The sequence below is a fragment of the Streptomyces sp. NPDC086549 genome (assembly GCF_044746205.1).
Lineage (GTDB): Bacteria > Actinomycetota > Actinomycetes > Streptomycetales > Streptomycetaceae > Streptomyces.
On sequence record NZ_JBIVBS010000012.1, the window covers coordinates 37,195 to 55,785 of the forward strand.

The 18,591-nt window shown below is 72.6% G+C and carries 15 protein-coding genes; 11 read left to right on the forward strand and 4 right to left on the reverse strand.

Annotated elements, in window-relative coordinates; translation table 11 throughout:
- The first annotated feature begins 47 nt into the window (after positions 1-47).
- From ACIPSA_RS31915 to ACIPSA_RS31925, 3 genes are all read left to right on the forward strand, one after another.
- On the forward strand, positions 48-647 hold the full coding sequence (locus tag ACIPSA_RS31915; RefSeq protein ID WP_402640638.1) for a class I SAM-dependent methyltransferase: 600 nt from the start codon (positions 48-50) through the stop codon (positions 645-647).
- 197 nt (positions 648-844) lie between these two features.
- Positions 845-1,141, forward strand: coding sequence for a hypothetical protein (locus ACIPSA_RS31920; protein ID WP_402640639.1), 297 nt, complete (start codon positions 845-847; stop codon positions 1,139-1,141).
- Positions 1,142-1,271: 130 nt separating this feature from the next.
- Positions 1,272-2,114, forward strand: a complete 843-nt coding sequence (locus ACIPSA_RS31925) for a hypothetical protein (protein WP_402640641.1) — start codon at positions 1,272-1,274, stop codon at positions 2,112-2,114.
- A gap of 348 nt (positions 2,115-2,462) precedes the next feature.
- Here the strand turns inward: ACIPSA_RS31925 and ACIPSA_RS31930 are convergent, their stop codons facing one another.
- Entirely contained in the window at positions 2,463-2,645 is a 183-nt protein-coding gene (locus tag ACIPSA_RS31930) for a hypothetical protein (RefSeq protein WP_402640644.1), read from the reverse strand.
- Positions 2,646-2,904: 259 nt separating this feature from the next.
- Between ACIPSA_RS31930 and ACIPSA_RS31935 the strand changes: the two genes are divergently transcribed.
- From ACIPSA_RS31935 to ACIPSA_RS31945, 3 genes are all read left to right on the forward strand, one after another.
- The gene (locus tag ACIPSA_RS31935; RefSeq protein ID WP_402640645.1) at positions 2,905-5,790 is read left to right on the forward strand and encodes a DEAD/DEAH box helicase; all 2,886 of its coding nucleotides are present in this window, start codon (positions 2,905-2,907) and stop codon (positions 5,788-5,790) included.
- Positions 5,787-7,061 carry an SWF or SNF family helicase gene (locus ACIPSA_RS31940; RefSeq protein ID WP_402640648.1) on the forward strand — a complete coding sequence of 425 codons (1,275 nt, stop codon included), beginning with the start codon at positions 5,787-5,789 and terminating at the stop codon, positions 7,059-7,061. The genes ACIPSA_RS31935 and ACIPSA_RS31940 overlap by 4 nt, the downstream gene beginning before the upstream one ends.
- 228 nt (positions 7,062-7,289) lie before the next feature.
- Positions 7,290-8,645, forward strand: coding sequence for an esterase-like activity of phytase family protein (locus tag ACIPSA_RS31945; RefSeq protein WP_402640650.1), 1,356 nt, complete (start codon positions 7,290-7,292; stop codon positions 8,643-8,645).
- A 3-nt stretch (positions 8,646-8,648) separates the two neighbouring features.
- Here the strand turns inward: ACIPSA_RS31945 and ACIPSA_RS31950 are convergent, their stop codons facing one another.
- Both ACIPSA_RS31950 and xylA read right to left on the reverse strand, forming a co-directional pair.
- Positions 8,649-8,939, reverse strand: coding sequence for a hypothetical protein (locus ACIPSA_RS31950; protein ID WP_402640653.1), 291 nt, complete (start codon positions 8,937-8,939; stop codon positions 8,649-8,651).
- 303 nt (positions 8,940-9,242) lie between these two features.
- Positions 9,243-10,409, reverse strand: coding sequence for a xylose isomerase (gene xylA / locus ACIPSA_RS31955; protein ID WP_402640655.1), 1,167 nt, complete (start codon positions 10,407-10,409; stop codon positions 9,243-9,245).
- Positions 10,410-10,587: 178 nt separating this feature from the next.
- Here xylA and xylB point away from each other — a divergent pair, with 178 nt between their 5' ends.
- Both xylB and ACIPSA_RS31965 read left to right on the forward strand, forming a co-directional pair.
- Positions 10,588-12,033, forward strand: coding sequence for a xylulokinase (xylB, locus tag ACIPSA_RS31960; protein WP_402640658.1), 1,446 nt, complete (start codon positions 10,588-10,590; stop codon positions 12,031-12,033).
- 68 nt (positions 12,034-12,101) lie between these two features.
- The gene (locus ACIPSA_RS31965; protein ID WP_402640660.1) at positions 12,102-13,310 is read left to right on the forward strand and encodes an ROK family protein; all 1,209 of its coding nucleotides are present in this window, start codon (positions 12,102-12,104) and stop codon (positions 13,308-13,310) included.
- A 287-nt stretch (positions 13,311-13,597) separates the two neighbouring features.
- On the opposite strand, the gene ACIPSA_RS31970 is transcribed toward ACIPSA_RS31965, so the two are convergent.
- On the reverse strand, positions 13,598-14,485 hold the full coding sequence (locus tag ACIPSA_RS31970) for a DUF4232 domain-containing protein (RefSeq protein ID WP_402640662.1): 888 nt from the start codon (positions 14,483-14,485) through the stop codon (positions 13,598-13,600).
- Positions 14,486-14,969: 484 nt separating this feature from the next.
- On the opposite strand from ACIPSA_RS31970, the gene ACIPSA_RS31975 reads away from it, so the two are divergent.
- The 3 genes from ACIPSA_RS31975 to adh all read left to right on the forward strand — a co-directional run bounded on the left by ACIPSA_RS31975 (position 14,970) and on the right by adh (position 18,541).
- Entirely contained in the window at positions 14,970-15,569 is a 600-nt protein-coding gene (locus tag ACIPSA_RS31975; protein WP_402640665.1) for an N-acetylmuramoyl-L-alanine amidase, read from the forward strand.
- A 79-nt stretch (positions 15,570-15,648) separates the two neighbouring features.
- A complete protein-coding gene (locus tag ACIPSA_RS31980) occupies positions 15,649-16,917 on the forward strand; it encodes a GAF domain-containing protein (protein ID WP_402640668.1) in 1,269 nt (422 codons plus the stop codon).
- A gap of 100 nt (positions 16,918-17,017) precedes the next feature.
- A complete protein-coding gene (gene adh / locus ACIPSA_RS31985; protein ID WP_402640670.1) occupies positions 17,018-18,541 on the forward strand; it encodes an aldehyde dehydrogenase in 1,524 nt (507 codons plus the stop codon).
- Positions 18,542-18,591 lie beyond the last annotated feature (50 nt).

The window sequence follows — 18,591 nt, forward strand, 5'->3', positions numbered from 1 at the left end:
CGTGTACGCCGAGACGCCATCCGTGCTGGTGAGGGATCATGCGGAACATGAGTGACGACCACACACACGTCCAGGAGTTCTTCGGCGCCCGTGCGGCCGACTGGGACAGCCGGTTCCCCGACGACGGCCCCGCCTATGCGGCTGCCGTGGCCGACCTCGGACTGCGCGCGGGAGACCGGGTGCTCGACGCCGGCTGCGGCACGGGGCGGGGCCTGCCCCCGCTGCGCGCGGCCGTGGGACCCTCCGGCGTGGTCGTGGGGGTCGATCTGACCCCGGAGATGCTCCAGGCAGCCGTACGCGCCGGAAGGGACCGCGACGGCCTGCTGTTGCTCGCCGACGTCGCCGCGCTGCCGCTGCGGTCGGAGTCCCTCGACGCCGTGTTCGCGGCGGGCCTCATCGCGCATCTGCCCCATCCCACCGAGAACCTGCGGGAGTTGGCGCGCGTGGTGCGGCCCGGCGGCGCGCTGGCGTTGTTCCATCCGATCGGCCGGGCGGCCCTGGCGGCGCGCCAGGGGCGGCAGACCACCCCGGACGACCTGCGCGCGGAAGCCAACCTCCGTCCTCTGCTGGCCGGTTCCGGTTGGCGTATGACGTCGTATGCCGACGAGGACACCCGCTTCCTCGCGCTGGCGATCCGGGAGAGCTGAGCACGCCCCCTGTCCTGCGCCCGGCGCACGGCTGCGCGACACCATCGCCTCACTCGATGTTGCCGGCCACCGAGAGCCCTGTCGCGCCACAGCAGTTCACCTTTTCGTCCCCTCCTACCGTCGAGGCTCCAACTCTGTGTTGAATAGGAGCAGATGAACGATCGGAGTCGAAACCACGCAGGGGGAAGGTGGTCCGCATGCTTGACAGGATCCGTACGTACGTCGCCGGATTCCGCTCCTCCACGCGCGCGCAGGCGGCCGACGGCAGCGAGAGACGCGCACACAACTTGTTCGAGGCCGCGGCCGCCTATGTGTCGGCCTGCGCGGAGGACGATCAGGACCGGATCGACGAGGCGGCGGCCTGGGTGTCGCCGGAGGCGCTGTCGTTCGGGGTGAACGAGCTGGCCTGCCGAGCCGTGATCGCGCTGGCCCGCGAGCGCGACGAGTCGCCGCGCACGGTGGCCCGTGACCTCCTCGGTCTGCCCGTGTCCTGAGCCGCCGATCCGGGCGTTTCGCCCCCTCCTGGCGGAAAACTGCAGCTCCGGGTGTGAGGGGGAGCCGTGACAAGCGCCTTCCGCTCGCACTAGGGTGCGCGCCGATGGACGAACCACTGGGGAGGCTGGGATGGCCGGGACGGACGAGGTGACCGTCGCCGCCGCGGACGATGCGCTGTACGTGCTCACGGCGGTGCTGCTGACGCCGGCGCAGTTCCCGAGCGTGCTGGGCGACGACTATCCGGAGGCCTGCGCGGCACTGGAGCTCGCGCCGCGCGCGGACGGGTACGGCCTGGTGCTGGGCCAGGACGGCGACGGGGCACGCTGGACGGTCGTCATCGACGACGTCTCGCTGGTCGCGGTCGCGATCGCGTCCTGGGACTGCGGGATGGAGTACGACCTGTCGCCGGACGAGCGCACGGTCGTCGCAGCGCTGCCGGGCTGGCCCCTCGCGGTCGCCGTCGCGGCTCCGGGCGTGCCTGCGCCGCACGATCCCGGCCCCGATGTCGCGGAACGGGCCCCGCTGGCCCCGCCGGACACCAGCAACTGGGGCCCGGCCCAGCGGCGCCTGGGTGCCGACGAGATCGCGCTGCAGTGGGCCGTGTGGCGGGAGCAGATCGGCGACGCCGACTTCCTGGCGGCGGGGAGCGCGTCGGCGGATACGGGGGATGCGGAGCCCGACGGCGAGAAGGACACGCCGAAGGGCCACCGCGGAGTCCGGCGGGTCCTGGCGGAAGCGCACGCGTATGTGGACACGCCGCCGCCTCTCGGCCGGGTCCGCTCGTCGTTCGCGCCCGGCGACGCCCGGACACTGCGCGCCGACGGCCCCGGCTGGTCGATGGTCGCCCGTACCGACGACATCGCGTTCGTGCTGCTGGACGAGGAGCCCGGCGAGGTCCTGCCGATCGGCCGGGGCCCGGAGCTCCCCGGCCTCCTGGAGGCACTCGACAAGATGGCTGTACGACCCAGTTGAGCCGCCACGGGCCGATCTCCGCGGCGGCCGGGCCGGAGTCGCCAGTGCGAGGCCGGAGCCTCCCTCGTCGGTCCTGAGCCACCGTCGTCACCCCGCGGGGTCGACCGCGCCGGTCCAGGGGGACGACGAGGGCACCGGGACAGCGTCCGGGCGCCACGGGCACGTGCACCTCGCGTCGGGCCAGGGGGGTCAGAACGGCGTCTCCGGCGCTTCGTGGCGTCCGTCGGCGGCGCCGACGAGGTCAGCCCGGCACCGCGCCGCCCCCGGACCGTGCTGTCGGCAGACCCGAGGGCGGCGACGTGACCGGCTCCTGCGCGCCGGACGGGGACACTCCGGGGCCCCAGCTCCTCAGCGGCCCAGCTCCTTGCGCGCGACGCGGCGCAGCCTGCGGCGCTGTGAGGGGTCCAGCGTGAGGTACGCCGCCGCCGGGACTCCCACCACGATCAGGAACGCCACCCACCAGGGCAGCCAGAACCACAGGATGAGCCCGACCGCCACACCCCCTGCGGCGATCTTCGCGTTCTTCGACATGAGCGTCGCCTCCTTCGCGGCCACTGCCACTCTCTGCACTGAAAACGGGGCCGCGCTTCCCGCGGTTCCGGACCGCAACCCTGAGACGTCCCTGAGACGCGCCCCTTACTCGTCCCTGAGTGCCGGCAGCCACCCGGCGGATCGAACACTCGGTGAAGTGGCTCAGATCACAGCCTAGCCATTCCGGATCGTCCGTCGCCGTGTTGTAGCCTCGGCGACCCCGAGCCAAGTAGTCAAATTTGAGGAGTGCAACAGAGCTGTGCAGAGGATTCCCACGGCACCGTCCTCCGAGATGTCCCAACTGGCCCGCTGCTGCGCCGTCTTCGTCCCGGCCGACCCCGCACGTACGGGCAGCGTCTGCTTCTGGCGGCCCGACGGCCAGGCTCCTCCGGCCGTGGCGTCGGGATCCGACGCGGACCTGACCGTCCTGTTGCCCGGCAGGGACGGGGTCCAGCCGGTGCGCGTGCCCGCGGTGCGGCTACCCGTGCGCGCCGCACTGCCGTTCCTCACGCGCGCGCGTGCCGCCCCGGAGGGACACCGCGCCACGGTCTTCTGGGGCACGGCAGGCGTGCTGGCCCTGCACCTCCTGGCACGCGGTCTGCTGCTGCCGGGCCTGTCCCCGGTTGATCAGGACACCTGGCGGGTGGGACCCCTGTCCGCCCGGGACGCCGAGCTCGTCGGTGAACTCGCCGCCGCCATGCCGCCCGAAGCCCATGCCGTGCCGGTGCCCGGCACCGCCGGGCCGCCCCTGTTGCCGGACCCCGAGCGGCTGCTGCGCGCCTTCCTGGACGCGGTGGCCGACACGCTCCCCCGCTCCCCCGCCGCGCCGCTGGTGACGGGCGGCCCGGCCTACGCGGCGCCCCAGCCACAGCACCTGCCCGGACAGCGTGCCTGGGCCGACGACGTCGCCGCGGGCCACGACGCGGGGGTACGCCTCTCGCTCCGCGTCGAAGCGCACGGTCTCGGCGACGCCGTACACGACGACGTACAGGTCCCCGACGATGCTCCTGTGCGGTTCCGTGCCGTGCTCCAGGTGCACACCGTGAGCGGGCCGCCGGCCGTCGCGGACGCCGTCGAGGTGTGGACGGAATCCGGTCCTTCCGCCACTGCCTTCGGCCCGCGTGCGCGGATGGACGCGCTGCTCGCGCTGCGCCGTGCGGCGCGCGCCTGGCCGCCGTTGACGCCCCTGCTCTCGGCGGGCGTGCCCGACGCCGTGAAACTCGCGGACGACGAGGTGGCCGAGCTCCTCGGGGAGGGCACCCGCGCCCTCGCCACGGCGGGTGTCGACGTGCACTGGCCGAAGGAGCTGTCGCGGGAGCTGTCCACGCATGCGGACATCGGTGCGCCGGACGGCGGGAGCGGGCGGGACAACGGCCCGGCGGAGCTGCCGTCGTTCCTGTCCGCCGACGCTCTGCTCACCTTCAGCTGGCGGTTCGCGCTGGACGGGCGGGAACTGACGCGTGAGGAACTGGACCGTCTCGCGGAGGCGAAGCGCCCGTTGGTGCGGCTGCGCGACCGCTGGGTCCTGGTCGACCCCCGGGAAGCACGCCGCGCCCACGAGCTGCAGGACCGTAAGGTCACCCCGATCGAGGCGCTCGGCACCGCGCTGACCGGCTCGGCGGAGGTCGACGGCATCCGTGTCGGCGTACGGGCCACGGGACGGCTTGCGGAACTGCGGGAACGTCTCGCGGACCCGGAGACGCGGGAACCGGTCGTCCCTCCCGCCGCCCTCGACGCCACCCTGCGCGACTACCAGCTGAGGGGCCTCGGCTGGCTGGCCCGGATGACCTCCCTGGGCCTGGGCTGCTGTCTGGCGGACGACATGGGCCTCGGCAAGACGGTCACGCTGATCGCGCTGCATCTGCACCGGCAGACGGACGCGTCGGCCGCCGGTCCCGCGCTCGTCGTCTGTCCGGCGTCCCTCCTCGGCAACTGGCAGCGCGAGATCGAGAGGTTCGCGCCCGGCACACCGGTGCGCCGGTTCCACGGCCCCCGGCGCAGCCTCGACGCGGTGGCCGACGGAGAGTTCGTCCTCACGACGTACGGCACCATGCGCCTGGACGCCGGGCGACTCGGCGAGGTGCCCTGGGGCATGGCTGTCGCCGACGAGGCCCAGCACGTGAAGAACCCGTACTCGGCGACCGCGCGGGCCCTGTGCTCCATCCACGCACGCGCGCGTGTGGCACTCACCGGCACCCCGGTGGAGAACAACCTGTCGGAGCTGTGGGCGATCCTCGACTGGACGACCCCCGGGCTGCTGGGCCGCCTCGGCACCTTCCGTGCCCGGTACGCGCGGTCCGTCGAAGGCGGCGGGGACCCTGCCGCCGCGGAACGGCTCTCCCGGCTCGTGCGGCCGTTCCTGCTGCGGCGCCACAAGTCCGACCCCGGTATCGCGCCCGAGCTGCCGCCGAAGACCGAGACCGATCACCCCGTGGCACTGACCGAGGAACAGACAGGCCTGTACGAGGCCCTGGTGCGCGAGACGCTGGAGCGGATCCGGGCTGCCGACGACATGGCGCGGCGGGGTCTGATCATGAAGCTGCTGACCAGCCTGAAGCAGATCTGCAACCACCCGGCGCAGTTCCTCAAGGAGGACGGGCCGAGGATCGCGGGTCGCTCGGGGAAGCTGGAGCTCCTGGACGAGCTGCTCGACGCGATCCTCTCCGAGGGAGCGGGCGTTCTGGTCTTCACGCAGTACGTGCGGATGGCCCGCCTCCTCGAACGGCATCTGACGGCCCGCGGGGTGGCGTCGCAGCTGCTGCACGGGGGCACGCCTGTCACCGCACGCGAGGCGCTGGTGCGGCGGTTCCAGGACGGTGGGGTGCCGGTCTTCCTGCTGTCGTTGAAAGCCGCTGGCACGGGCCTGAACCTCACCCGGGCCGAGCACGTGGTGCACTACGACCGCTGGTGGAACCCCGCCGTGGAAGCGCAGGCCACCGACCGCGCGTATCGCATCGGCCAGACCCGGCCCGTGCAGGTGCACCGGCTGATCGCCGAGGGAACGGTCGAGGACCGCATCGCGGAGCTGCTGAGCCGCAAACGGGAGCTGGCCGACGCGGTGCTCGGATCCGGTGAGGCGGCGCTCACGGAACTGACGGACGCGGAACTGGCCGATCTGGTGGAGCTGCGCGGGGAGGCGCGATGAGCCCGTACGACACCGACACGGAGCGCACGTTCCCCCCGCTGCCGCCCGCGCGCGGGCGGGGCTTCGCGCGGACATGGTGGGGCCGGGCCTGGTTGCGGGCACTGGAGGACACGGCGCTGGACGCGGCACAGGTCAGGACGGGGCGCAGGCTCGCGCGCGTGGGCGCGGTGGGCGCGGTGTCGGTGCGCCCGGGACGGGTGACGGCGGTGGTGCGGGAGCCGGGCCGCACGACGCACCGGGCCGATGTCCTGCTGCCGGAGCTGCCGCAGGAGCAGTGGACCCGTTTCCTGGACCTGGCCGTCGAGCGTGCCGGGCACGTCGCGGCACTGCTCGACCGGGAGCTGCCCCCGCACCTGGTCGAGGACGCGGCGGCCATGGGGATCGAACTGCTACCGGCCCTGGGCGACCTCGAGCCGGAGTGCGGCTGCGGTGCCTGGGACCACTGCGGGCACACGGCCGCGCTCTGCCACCAGGTGGCGCGGCTGCTGGACGAGGATCCGTTCGTCCTGCTGCTGATGCGGGGCCGGGGGAAAGGCGCCTTTTTCGACGCCCTGCGGATGCGTGGCGCCGCGTCCGGGGAGCAGGCCGCCGAACCGGACGGGGTGGATGCCGCGGAAGCCTGGGCGGCCGGAGACATCCTGCCCCGATTGCCCGGGCTGCCGGGCCTCCCTGACACGCCCGGAGCACCGCCGTCCCTGGGCGCCGGGACACCGCCCGCCCCGGGAGTCGACCCGGTGGCGCTGGAGCACCTGGCCGCGCGCACCGCCGAGGAGGCACACCGGTTGCTCGCGGAGGCACTGCGCGCCGAGCGGGAACCGGTTTGCTCCGCGGCAGAGTTGACGCCTGCCCAGGACGCGGTGCGCCTGGCCGTCGGCGCTCCGGGGGCCGTCGCGGAGCGGCTCGCCGACGGGTCGGGGCGCGGCCGGGACGGGCTGACGACGGCCGTGCGCGCCTGGCGCCACGGTGGCGCGGCCGCGCTGACCGTGCTCGACGAGGAGTGGCAGGTGGCGGGGGAAACGCTCGCACGGGCGCGTGCCGCCCTCGAAGCGGCCTGGGAGAAGGACGACCGGCCGTCCCTGCGGGCGTCGGGCAACTGGTGGACGGTCCTGGGAGCGGGCATTCAGTTGCGCCTGGGGCGGGACGGCCACTGGTGGCCGTACGACGAGGAGGGCGGCCTCTGGATGCCCGCGGGAGGCGCGGTACGGGATCCGGCGACGGCACTGGCGACGGCCCGGCTCGCACGTGAGGAAGAGCCGTCGGAACAGGCCTGAGCGCCGCGAGCTAATCCCGAGGCACTGGCGAGCCCGCGATGCCGTGAGTCGCGCAGAAGTCCGGAATGCGCAAAGGCCTCTGACGCTCCATCGGATCTGATTGTCCGTCACGCCCCGAGCCCGCGACCGACGAGTGGACGACGCTCTCCGTTCACCCGTCGGTCGCACCGCGTTCCGCAAGGGACCCAAATGTGTCCGCTGTCAACGCACTTGTTCCCAGGAGGCCCGATGTCCCCGCACGCCACCGACCGGCGCCGCGTCAACCGTTCCGTCGCGACATGCCTGCCCCTTGTCCTCGCGGCCGCGCTCGTGGCCGCCGGCACCGCCGCCGCGGCACCGTCCGGGGACACCGCGCACGTCATCCGCACGGCGACGCTCGGGGACATCCCGCTCGGCGCGTTCAGCAACGCCCTGCTGCCCGGCAGCGTGGACGACGACCGGGGTGTGGACCTCGGCGGCATCGGCAGCGACATCTACCCGGCGGGCCGCAAGGGCGAGTACTGGACGGTCACCGACCGAGGCCCCAACGGCCAGATCAAGGTGGACGGCAAGAAGCGCCGTACGTTCCCGGTGCCGGGCTTCGACCCGGCGATCGTGAAGATCCGGGTGTCCGGAGACCGTGTCGAGGTGCTCGACGCGATCCCGGTCACCACCTCGTCCGGGAAGGCCGTCACCGGGCTGCCGAACCTGCGGGGCCGCGACGAGGCGCCGTACACCTATGACGCGAAGACGGCGCTGCCGTACAACCCGAACGGTCTGGACACCGAGGGCATCGTGCGGGCCGGGGACGGGAGCTTCTGGCTCGTCGACGAGTACGGTCCGTCGCTGATCCACGTCTCCGCGCGCGGGGAGGTGCTCACGCGTTACGTGCCCAAGGGACTGAACCTGACGGGAACCGACTACCCGGTGGTGGAGGCACTGCCGTCCGTGCTGCTGCACCGGAAGATCAACCGTGGGTTCGAGGGACTGGCCCAACTGCCGTGCGGAGACCTGGTGATGGCCCTGCAGAGCCCGCTCTCCCTGCCGGACGCGAACGCCGGGGACGCCTCGCGCACCACGCGTCTGCTGCGGTTCTCACCGAAGAAGAAGGCGGTCACCGCCGAGTACGCCTACCGGTTCGACCCGGTGAACGTGGTCGACCCGAGCGAGGACGACACGTCCGAACTCAAGATCTCGTCGGTGGTCGCCGTGGGCGGTGACCGGCTGCTGGTCGAAGAGCGCACGGACAAGGCGGCCCGGCTGCAGCTGGTGAAGCTGGGGCGCGAGGCGGACATCCTCGGCGGTCCCTGGGACGACGACACGACGTCCCCGTCACTGGAGCAGCTGGCGGACCCGGCGGCCGCGGGTGTCCCGGTGCTCGGCAAGCGGCTCGTCGTCGACCTGGGCACGGTGAGCGGTGTGCCGGGGAAGATCGAGGGCGTCGCGCGCGTGGACCACGACACGCTCGCCCTCATCAACGACAACGACTTCGGGATGACGGACGGCACCGGCGCCTTCGACGCACAGGGCCGCCTGGTCGACAGCGGCATCGAGACGACGGTGACGTACGTCCGGCTGCCCGAAGGCGTCCAGGACCGGCCCTGACCGTCAGGGAAGTTCACCCACGAGGGACGGCAGGATCGATTCGAGGTCGCTGGGCACCTCGGTGGGGAACTGCGACGGCAGCCCGCTCGGCAGCTTCGTCGGCAGCCTGCTGGGCAGTTGAGTGGGGAGGCTGAAGGAGGGCCGGGGAGAGCCGCTCGTGCTCGCGCCGCTCTGCGCGGGCGGCTTCTTGTCCGGTGAGCCGTCGCCCCCGGAGGCCATCAGCACGACCGCGGCGACGGCCGCGGCGACCACGAGCACGGCCAGCAGCGCGAACAGCGGGCCCCGGCGCCTCATCGGAGGTTCGGTCCCGCCGACGACGGTCGGTGGGCCATAGCTTCCGGGCGGGGGTCCGAAGCCACCGCCCGGAGACGGGGTGTCGTCCGGCGGGTGGGGCGGTACGGGCGGCATGGCCATACCGCCAAGACTCGCCTCGTACCGGGCATGACGCGACCCCCGCGCGGAAGTTGATACGGACTCATGCCATGGATCGCATGATTCCGGAGCATTCCGCGCGAGGGTCGCTCAGCGGCACACGCGCGTGGAGCGGACCACGCGGGTACGGAGCCGTGAGCCCGGACGCCGCACGCGCGCGTGCGTTCAGCCCCGCGCGCCCAGCAGATGATCCATGGCCAGCTGGTCGAGCTGCTCGAAGGCCATTCCGCGCGCGGCGGCCGCCTCCGCGTCGAAGTCCTCGAAGGCCGCGCGGTCGGCGAGCAGTGCCTGCAGGCCGTCCGCCGCGGTGGGCTGCGCCAACTGGTCGAGTCGCGAGGCGCGCAGCGCCTCCTGGACCTCCGGGTCGGCACGGAAGGCGGCCGAACGCTCCTTCAGGACGAGGTAGTTGCGCATGCAGCCGGCGGCCGACGCCCACACGCCGTCGAAGTCCTCGGTCCGCGGCGGCTTGAAGTCGAAGTGCCGGGGACCGTCGTAGCCGGCGCTCTCCAGGAGGTCGACCAGCCAGAAGGCGGACCGGAGGTCACCGGCGCCGAAGCGGAGGTCCTGGTCGTACTTGATGCCGGACTGGCCGTTGAGGTCGATGTGGAAGAGCTTGCCCGCCCACAGGGCCTGCGCGATGCCGTGCGGGAAGTTCAGCCCGGCCATCTGCTCGTGACCGACCTCGGGGTTGACGCCGTACAGTTCCGGCCGCTCCAGGCGCTCGATGAACGCGAGCGCGTGGCCGACGGTGGGCAGGAGGATGTCGCCGCGCGGCTCGTTCGGCTTGGGCTCGATGGCGAAGCGCAGGTCGTAGCCCTGCGAGGTGACGTACTCGCCGAGGAGGTCGAAGGCCTCCTTCATGCGGTCGAGGGCGACGCGCACGTCCTTGGCGGCGCCGGACTCGGCACCCTCGCGGCCGCCCCAGGCGACGTACGTCTTCGCGCCCAGCTCGACCGCCAGGTCGATGTTGCGGATCGTCTTGCGCAGCGCGTAACGGCGTACGTCGCGGTCGTTGGCGGTGAACGCGCCGTCCTTGAAGACCGGGTGGGTGAAGAGGTTGGTCGTGGCCATCGGCACGGTCAGGCCGGTCGCGTCCAGGGCCTGGCGGAAACGCTTGATGTGGGACTCGCGCTCGGTGTCCGAGGACCCGAAGGGGATCAGGTCGTCGTCGTGGAAGGTCACGCCGTAGGCACCGAGTTCCGCCAGGCGCTGCACCGTCTCGACCGGGTCGAGGGCGCGCCGGGTGGCGTCGCCGAACGGGTCCCTTCCCTGCCAGCCGACGGTCCACAGGCCGAAGGTGAACCTGTCCTCGGGGGTGGGCTGGTAGTTCATGCCGCGGCTCCTTGCTTGCTTCGACTATTTCGTCATGGCCGTTTACAAATTAGTATGCGGTCGCGTCCCTGGGAAGGGACAAGATGTCCTCGAAGGGGTGACGTACCGGTCGCCACTCCCTGGGAACATCAGAAAACACCAGGTCAGATCCCGCGAGCCGCGGAAAAGGGAGAGCCCGATGTCAGCAGCCGAGGGTCCGCTCGTCGTCGGCGTGGACACGTCCACCCAGTCCACGAAGGCGCTGGTCGTCGACGCGTCCACCGGGCAGGTCGTGGCGAGCGGCCAGGCACCGCACACCGTCTCCTCCGGCGCCGGCCGGGAGAGCGACCCGCGTCAGTGGTGGGACGCGCTGTGCGAGGCGCTGCGCCAGTGCGGTGACGCGGCCCACGAGGCGGCCGCGGTGTCGATCGGCGGCCAGCAGCACGGCCTGGTCACCCTGGACGACCGGGGCGAACCGGTTCGCCCCGCCCTGCTGTGGAACGACGTGCGCTCGGCACCCCAGGCCCGCCGTCTGGTCGAGGAACTGGGCGGCCCCAAGACCTGGGCGGAGCACACCGGCAGCGTCCCCGGCGCCTCCTTCACGGTCACGAAGTGGGCCTGGCTCGCCGAGAACGAGCCGGACGCGGTCCGCGCCACCAAGGCCGTGCGGCTCCCCCACGACTACCTCACCGAGCGCCTCACCGGTCAGGGCACGACCGACCGCGGCGACGCCTCCGGCACCGGCTGGTGGGCGTCCGCGAGCGAGTCGTACGACGAGGAGATCCTCCGGCACGTTGGGCTCGACCCCGCGCTGCTGCCCCGGGTCGTGCGGCCGGGCGAGGTGGCCGGGACGGTGCGCGACAGCCATGACCTGCCGTTCTCCAAGGGCACCCTAGTCGCGCCGGGCACCGGCGACAACGCGGCGGCCGCGCTGGGCCTCGGGCTGCGCCCGGGCACCCCGGTGCTGAGCCTCGGCACCTCGGGCACGGTGTACGCCGTCTCGAAGCACCGCCCCGTCGACCCGACGGGCACGGTCGCGGGCTTCGCCGACGCGCACGGGGACTGGCTGCCGCTGGCCTGCACCCTGAACTGCACCCTCGCCGTCGACCGCGTCGCGGCCCTGCTGGGCCTGGACCGCGAGGCCGTCGAGCCCGGCACCGCGGTCACCCTCCTGCCGTACCTGGACGGCGAGCGCACCCCGAACCTGCCGAACGCCTCCGGTCTGCTGCACGGGCTGCGCCACGACACGACGGCCGGGCAGCTCCTCCAGGCCGCTTACGACGGCGCCGTCCACTCGCTGCTCGGCGCCCTGGACCTGGTGCTCGACGAGGACGCGGACCGGAGCGCACCACTGCTGCTGATCGGTGGCGGGGCCCGCGGCACGGCCTGGCAGCAGACCGTACGCAGGCTTTCGGGGCGGCCGGTACAGGTACCCGAGGCCAAGGAGCTGGTCGCGCTCGGCGCCGCGGCCCAGGCGGCCGGTCTGCTGACCGGCGAGGACCCGGCAGCGGTCGCCCGCCGCTGGAACACGGCCGCCGGGCCGGTGCTGGACGCCGTGGAGCGGGACGAGGAGACACTGGCCCGGATCACCGGGGTACTCTCCGACGCGGCCCCGCTGCTGGAGCGGGGGACGGACGCCCACTGACCGGCACCGACCGACGGACACCGGCAGGGGACGCCTGTCGGGGACACGGAGCGAGGACTGACCGAGGCATGACCGCACCGCTGCACGAGGCCCGCCCGGCCGGTTCCGGACCCGCTCTGCCCGACACCCAGCAGGGCATGCGCCGCCGCAACCTCGCCCGGGTGATGCACACCGTCAGTGCCGAGGGGCCGCTCTCGCGTGCCACGGTCGCCTCGCGCATCGGTCTGACACGTGCGGCGGTGTCGACCCTCGTGGACGAGCTGATACGCACCGGGCTGCTGGAGGAGCTGGGCCCCGAGCGGCCCGGCCGGGTGGGCCGGCCGGGATCGGCGCTCGCCGTCAGCGGGCACGGTCCGGCCGGGATCGGGGCGGAGGTCGGGGTCGACCATCTCGCGGTGTGCGCGGTCGACCTGCGCGGCAAGGTCCGCGCGCGGGCCGTGCGGCACGGCGCGAACCGGGGACGCGCTCCCGGACCGGTGATCCAGGAGCTCACCGCGCTGGTCCGCCGGGTCGTGGCCGAGGCGGAGCAGGCGGGGCTGTGGCCCGCCGGGCTCGCCGTCGCCGTGCCCGGTCTGGTGGCCCGGGACGCCCGTACCGTCGTACGCGCCCCGAACCTCGACTGGAACGACACGGACCTCGGCGCCCTGCTGTCCACCGGCGTCCCGCTGACCGTGGACAACGAGGCCAACTTCGGCGCCCTCGCCGAGCTCTGGCTCGGCGAGGGCACGCCCGGCGACTTCCTGCACGTGTCGGCCGAGATCGGCATCGGTGCCGCGGTCGTCGTGAACGGGCAGCTGCTGCGCGGCACACGCGGCTTCGCCGGAGAACTGGGGCATGTGCCCGTCCGGCCCGACGGACCGCCGTGCCCGTGCGGCGGGCGCGGGTGCCTGGAGCAGTACGCCGGCGAGGAGGCGGTCCTGCGCGCGGCCGGCCTGGAACCCGGTGAGGACCTCGTCGGTCTGCTGGCCCAGCGCGCGGAGGAAGGCGACGAGGGCGTACGGCGAGCCCTGCGGGACGCCGGTACGGCGCTCGGGATCGCCCTGACCGGTGCGGTCAACCTGCTCGACCCCGAGTCCGTGGTGCTGGGCGGCGCGCTGGCCGGGCTCTCACCCTGGCTCCTGCCGTCGCTGGAGCACGAGTTGGCCGGCCGGACGGCGGGTCCCGCCTGTCCCGTGTCGGTGTCACGGCTGGGCCCCGAGGGACCGCTGCTGGGCGCCGCGCACTCGGTGGTCCGGGCCGTCCTCGACGATCCGGCGGCGGTGGCCGAGCACGTCTGACACGGGGACCGCGCCACGGGGTTCCTGCCCGGTGGGATGCGGGAAGGATCCGTCGTTCGACCCGGGAGGCGAGTGGAGGCACGAGTAGTTGGCCGGTGTGCGGCTCACCGCCCGGCTGTCCACGCTCACCGCGGTGCACGCGGCCGCTCTGTCCGGGACGCCCGTGTACTTCCGGGAAGGGACACCCTTGTGACACCGGGCGCGTACCCCTCCGCGCGCCCCTCTGTCCGCACCTCGGCATCCCCGACGTCCCCGTCCGCGCGCCTCGACGTGCCTTTCTACGCGGCCTACTGCGCGCCCTTCTTCCACGGGCCGACGGCCATCTTCCCCGTCGTCCCCAGGTCCAGCTCCGGTGTCACCATCACCGGCGCGGCACCCGGCTTGGCCCACACCCTGACGTAGGGGGCGTTCACCGGCGTGCCGGAGAGGACGGTGTTGCGCCATACGAGACCGGCGTACGCGCGCTCACCGGGCTTCAGATCCAGCGGCCGGGGCGGACCGTCGGCTCCGGTGCCGCCGGCGATGGAGGAGCCGTCGTGGAGCACCCGCACACCGTTCACCGGCTGGTGGTCCTCGCCGAGCGGGCTCGCCCGGGGGTAGCCATCGACTCGATAGGTGTCCGCCCCGCAGTTCTCCAGATGGAGTGTCACCACGCGGAGCCCCATCGCGGCGTCGCCCTCGTCGGCGTACAGACGCACCCCCGAGGACGGGCAGTGACCCCCTTCGACCGGCACCTCGTCGACGGGGACGCTCCTCACCTTCATGATCTCCGCGCGCGACCATTCCGGTGCGTCCTGCGGATCCGTACGCGGATCGACGGTGCCTGTCACGGTCCGGCCGGGCCCGACCGACGGCACCGTCCGGGAGCTGAGCTGTGGCGCGGCTCCCGCGTCGGAAAGGAGTTTGAAGGTGATGGTGTACGTGAAGGGCTCTGTCCCGTGGTTGGTCACCTGGAAGGTGGCGCACTCGTGGGATCCGCCGCCCGGGTCGGTGATGCTGACGCCACCCGTCTCCGCGGCGGAGGGCGTACGGGAGGCGGCAGGCCGTGATGAGAACCCGGCGCCGCACGCGGAACTGCCGGACCGGCGGGCCGAGCCGAGACCCTGACCGCAGGCCGTCAGGAGCAGAAGGCCGGTGAGGGCGGCGGACAGGCGGACGGCGGTGGCTCGCATCATCCGCCGAGTCGATCAGCATGCGACCGGGCACGGCTGTGGCGGAGGCCACTCCTCCGGTCACAAGGGCGTCACAGGGCCGACGCCCTCGGCCTGATCCCGGGGCCACCGCACCCGTTCGGGTGGCCGAGTTGTCCACAGTGGCGGCGTCGTCCACCGAACCAGGAGGCTCCCCTCCGCCCAACCCGACGGCGTCGTACGGTGATTCATGCGAGGCGCAGCCGCCGGGAGGTCGCGGTGGCGGACGCCGCCGACTCGCAACCCAGACGGTGTGATCGCCGTTGGCCACCGTGTGCGACACCAACTACACGTGCCTGGCCAGGCTCCGCAAGGACGGGCCGTGGGAGCGCGAGACTTACCGCGGGCTGCACGCCCGGCCGCGTGAGACGGCACAGACCCCCCGGGGCTGACCGTGACGCTCTGCTCCCGGGCACCATCGACCTCGGTGCCCGCCGCACACCCCCTCACTCGTGAAAGGCAACCGACCATGGACCGGGCAAGACCGCTCTGCAGCAGGCGACGGTTCCTCAAGGGCGCGGCCCTCGCCGCCGTCCCGTACGCGCTGCTCCCCGACGCGCGGGCCGGTGCGCAGTCCCAGGCCGTCGACTACCCGCTCGCCGAGTGGCAGCCGGCCAGCACCTCCAACTACACGGAGTCCGACCGCCCCGACAGTTATCGCGTCGACCGCGTGGTCATCCACGTCACGCAGGAGAAGTACGACGAGACGCTGCCCATCTTCCAGAACCCGAAGAAGCAGGTGTCCGCGCACTACGTCGTGCGCTCCGCCGACGGGCACGTGGCGCAGTGCGTACGCGAGGCAGACGTCGCCTGGCACGCGGGGAACTGGGACTACAACACCCGCAGCGTCGGCATCGAACACGAGGGCTGGGTGGATCAGCCCGCCTACTTCACCGACGCCCTGTACGAGGAGTCGGCGAAGCTGACCGCGGCGATCTGCGCCAAGTACGGCATCCCCAGGGACCGGGACCACATCATCGGGCACTACCAGGTGCCCGGATCGGATCACACCGATCCGGGACCGAACTGGGACTGGCCCCGCTACATCAGACTGGTCAATCTCTCCTAGGCCGAGGTCGAAACGGTTGTCCTCGCGAACACCCCGAGTGACGATGTCCTCAGCCGCATCGCCGTCCGGGGAGGCCGAGGTGTCCGATCCGTGGGTGGCCCTGGAGCCCGGGGCCGACCCTGCCGAACATATCCGTGTGCTGCGCCGCGCGCACGAGACGTTCACCACGGCCGGCACGGTGCCACGGCCGGTGCGGTCGGTGGTGGCGGACTCGTGGCGGCGCTCCGCTCGGGCGGGCGTGGGGCCGGACGGGACCGCGAGCGTGGAGCTCATGGACGGGGAGCTCGGAACCTACCGCGCGGAGCATCCGCTGGCCCGGGTGATGCCGCTGTTCCGCGAGCTGCTGGGCACGTTCGCGGCCGACGGCGAGCATCTGCTCGCGGTGTGCGACGCGCACGGCAGGCTGCTGTGGGTCGAGGGCCACCCGAGTACCCGGCGCAGGGCCGACCGGATGAACTTCGTTCCGGGCGCGCGCTGGGCGGAGACCGCGGTCGGGACGAACGCGCCGGGCACGGCGGTCGCCGTCGGCCGACCGGTGCAGGTCTTCGCGGCGGAGCACTTCATCCGCCGGGTGCAACCGTGGACCTGTGCGGCCGCACCGGTGCACGATCCACACACCGGTCGGGTACTCGGCGCCGTGGACATCACCGGCGGCGACGAGCTGGCCCATCCGCACAGCCTCGGGTTCGTGCAGGCGGTGGCGCGTGCCGCCGAGGCGCACCTTGCGCTGCTCGCCCCGCCGAGGCCCGCGGGCGAGACGCCGGGTCTGACGGCGCTGGGCCGTGACGAGGCCCAGCTCGTGCTGAACGGCCGCCGGATCAGGCTCAGCCCTCGGCACAGCGAGCTCCTGGTGCTGCTGGCCCGCCACCCGGAGGGGCTGACCGGCGACGAGTTTCTGTGCGCCCTGTACGAGGACGAGTCGGTGCCGCCGGTGACACTGCGCGCCGAGCTGGCCCGGCTGCGCAGACTGCTCGGTCCCGGGCTGCTCGCGTCGAGGCCGTATCGGCTGACCGCTCCGATCGACTCCGACCTCGCCGTGGTGGAACGGCGTCTGGAGGCGGGAGCGGTCACCGCGGCCGCGGCGGCCTACTCCGGTCCGCTGCTGCCCGCCTCACAGGCCCCGGCGGTGGTGCGGCTCAGGCGGCGGCTCGCCGACGGTCTGCGCACGGCGCTGATCGCCCGCCGCGATCCGGATCTGCTGGCGGACTGGGCGCATGCACCCTGGGGCGAGGACGACCTCCAGGTATGGCGGGCGCTCGCCGCGGTGCGGCCGACAGCGGCGGTACTCGCGCGCCTGGCGGCCCTGGAGTCCGAGCTGGCCATGCCCGGCCACCCGACACGGCACTGATACCGAGCCACCGCGCAACGTGGTTGCAACGTCCGCCTTCCTACCCTCCCGGCGAGAGCTGCCCAACGGCGGGCAGCGCTTCTGAAGGAGGCAGACCAGCATGACCCGTTACGCGGCGCCCGGTACCGAGGGCGCGATCGTCTCCTATCAGGCGCGCTACGACCACTTCATCGGCGGCGAGTACGTACCGCCGGCCCGCGGACAGTACTTCGAGAACCCGTCCCCGGTGAACGGGCAGCCGTTCACCGAGATCGCGCGCGGCACCGCCGAGGACGTGGAGCGGGCGCTCGACGCGGCGCACGCGGCCGCTCCCGCCTGGGGCCGTACATCGATGACGGAGCGGTCCGACATCCTCCTCAAGATCGCCGACCGCATGGAGGCGTATCTCGAACCCCTGGCGGTGGCCGAGAGCTGGGAGAACGGCAAGCCGGTGCGCGAGACACTGGCGGCCGACATCCCGCTCGCCATCGACCACTTCCGGTACTTCGCGGGCGCGATCCGGGCGCAGGAGGGCTCGCTCAGCCAGGTCGACGACGACACGGTGGCGTACCACTTCCACGAGCCGCTCGGTGTCGTGGCGCAGATCATCCCGTGGAACTTCCCGATCCTGATGGCGACCTGGAAGCTGGCGCCTGCCCTCGCCGCGGGCAACGCGGTGGTCATCAAGCCGGCCGAGCAGACCCCGGCCTCCATCCACTACTGGATGAGTCTGATCGCGGACCTGCTGCCGCCGGGCGTGGTGAACATCGTCAACGGCTTCGGCGTGGAGGCGGGCAAGCCGCTCGCGTCCAGCCCGCGGGTGGCGAAGATCGCCTTCACCGGCGAGACCACGACGGGGCGGCTGATCATGCAGTACGCCTCCGAGAACATCAAGCCGGTCACACTGGAGCTCGGCGGCAAGTCGCCCAACATCTTCTTCGACGACGTCTGGGCACAGGACGACGACTTCCGGGACAAGGCCCTCGAAGGCTTCACGATGTTCGCGCTAAACCAGGGCGAGGTCTGCACCTGCCCGTCCCGGGCACTGGTCCAGCGCGGCCACTACGCCGAGTTCCTCGAAGCGGCGGTCGCCCGCACCCGGCTGATCAAGACGGGACATCCCCTCGACACCGACACGATGGTCGGCGCCCAGGCATCCAACGACCAGTTGGAGAAGATCCTCTCGTACCTGGACATCGGCCGCCAGGAGGGCGCCAAGGTCCTCACGGGCGGAGAACGCATCGAGCACGACGGCGAGTTGAAGGGCGGGTACTACGTCCAGCCGACCATCTTCGAGGGCGACAACCGCATGCGGATCTTCCAGGAGGAGATCTTCGGCCCGGTCGTCTCGGTGGCCTCCTTCGACGACTTCGACGACGCCATCAAGATCGCCAACGACACGCTGTACGGCCTCGGGGCCGGCGTGTGGACCCGCGACATCAACGCCGCGTACCGCGCCGGCCGGGCCATCCAGGCGGGCCGCGTCTGGACGAACTGCTACCACGCGTATCCCGCGCACGCGGCGTTCGGCGGGTACAAGCAGTCCGGGATCGGCCGCGAGACGCACAAGATGATGCTGGAGCACTACCAGCAGACCAAGAACCTCCTGGTGTCGTACTCGCCGAAGAAGCTGGGCTTCTTCTAGGCGCATGCGAAAAGGCGCCTGAACTGGGTTTTCACCCGTCAGGCGCCCTT

Coding starts and splice junctions, on each gene's coding strand:
- ACIPSA_RS31975 (WP_402640665.1), top strand. CDS start 14,970: ATGGACCGGGCAAGACCGCTCTGCAGCAGGCGACGGTTCCTCAAGGGC.
- ACIPSA_RS31925 (WP_402640641.1), top strand. CDS start 1,272: ATGGCCGGGACGGACGAGGTGACCGTCGCCGCCGCGGACGATGCGCTG.
- ACIPSA_RS31930 (WP_402640644.1), bottom strand. CDS start 2,645: ATGTCGAAGAACGCGAAGATCGCCGCAGGGGGTGTGGCGGTCGGGCTC.
- ACIPSA_RS31920 (WP_402640639.1), top strand. CDS start 845: ATGCTTGACAGGATCCGTACGTACGTCGCCGGATTCCGCTCCTCCACG.
- ACIPSA_RS31940 (WP_402640648.1), top strand. CDS start 5,787: ATGAGCCCGTACGACACCGACACGGAGCGCACGTTCCCCCCGCTGCCG.
- ACIPSA_RS31965 (WP_402640660.1), top strand. CDS start 12,102: ATGACCGCACCGCTGCACGAGGCCCGCCCGGCCGGTTCCGGACCCGCT.
- ACIPSA_RS31945 (WP_402640650.1), top strand. CDS start 7,290: ATGTCCCCGCACGCCACCGACCGGCGCCGCGTCAACCGTTCCGTCGCG.
- ACIPSA_RS31950 (WP_402640653.1), bottom strand. CDS start 8,939: ATGAGGCGCCGGGGCCCGCTGTTCGCGCTGCTGGCCGTGCTCGTGGTC.
- xylA (WP_402640655.1), bottom strand. CDS start 10,409: ATGAACTACCAGCCCACCCCCGAGGACAGGTTCACCTTCGGCCTGTGG.
- adh (WP_402640670.1), top strand. CDS start 17,018: ATGACCCGTTACGCGGCGCCCGGTACCGAGGGCGCGATCGTCTCCTAT.
- ACIPSA_RS31970 (WP_402640662.1), bottom strand. CDS start 14,485: ATGATGCGAGCCACCGCCGTCCGCCTGTCCGCCGCCCTCACCGGCCTT.
- ACIPSA_RS31915 (WP_402640638.1), top strand. CDS start 48: ATGAGTGACGACCACACACACGTCCAGGAGTTCTTCGGCGCCCGTGCG.
- xylB (WP_402640658.1), top strand. CDS start 10,588: ATGTCAGCAGCCGAGGGTCCGCTCGTCGTCGGCGTGGACACGTCCACC.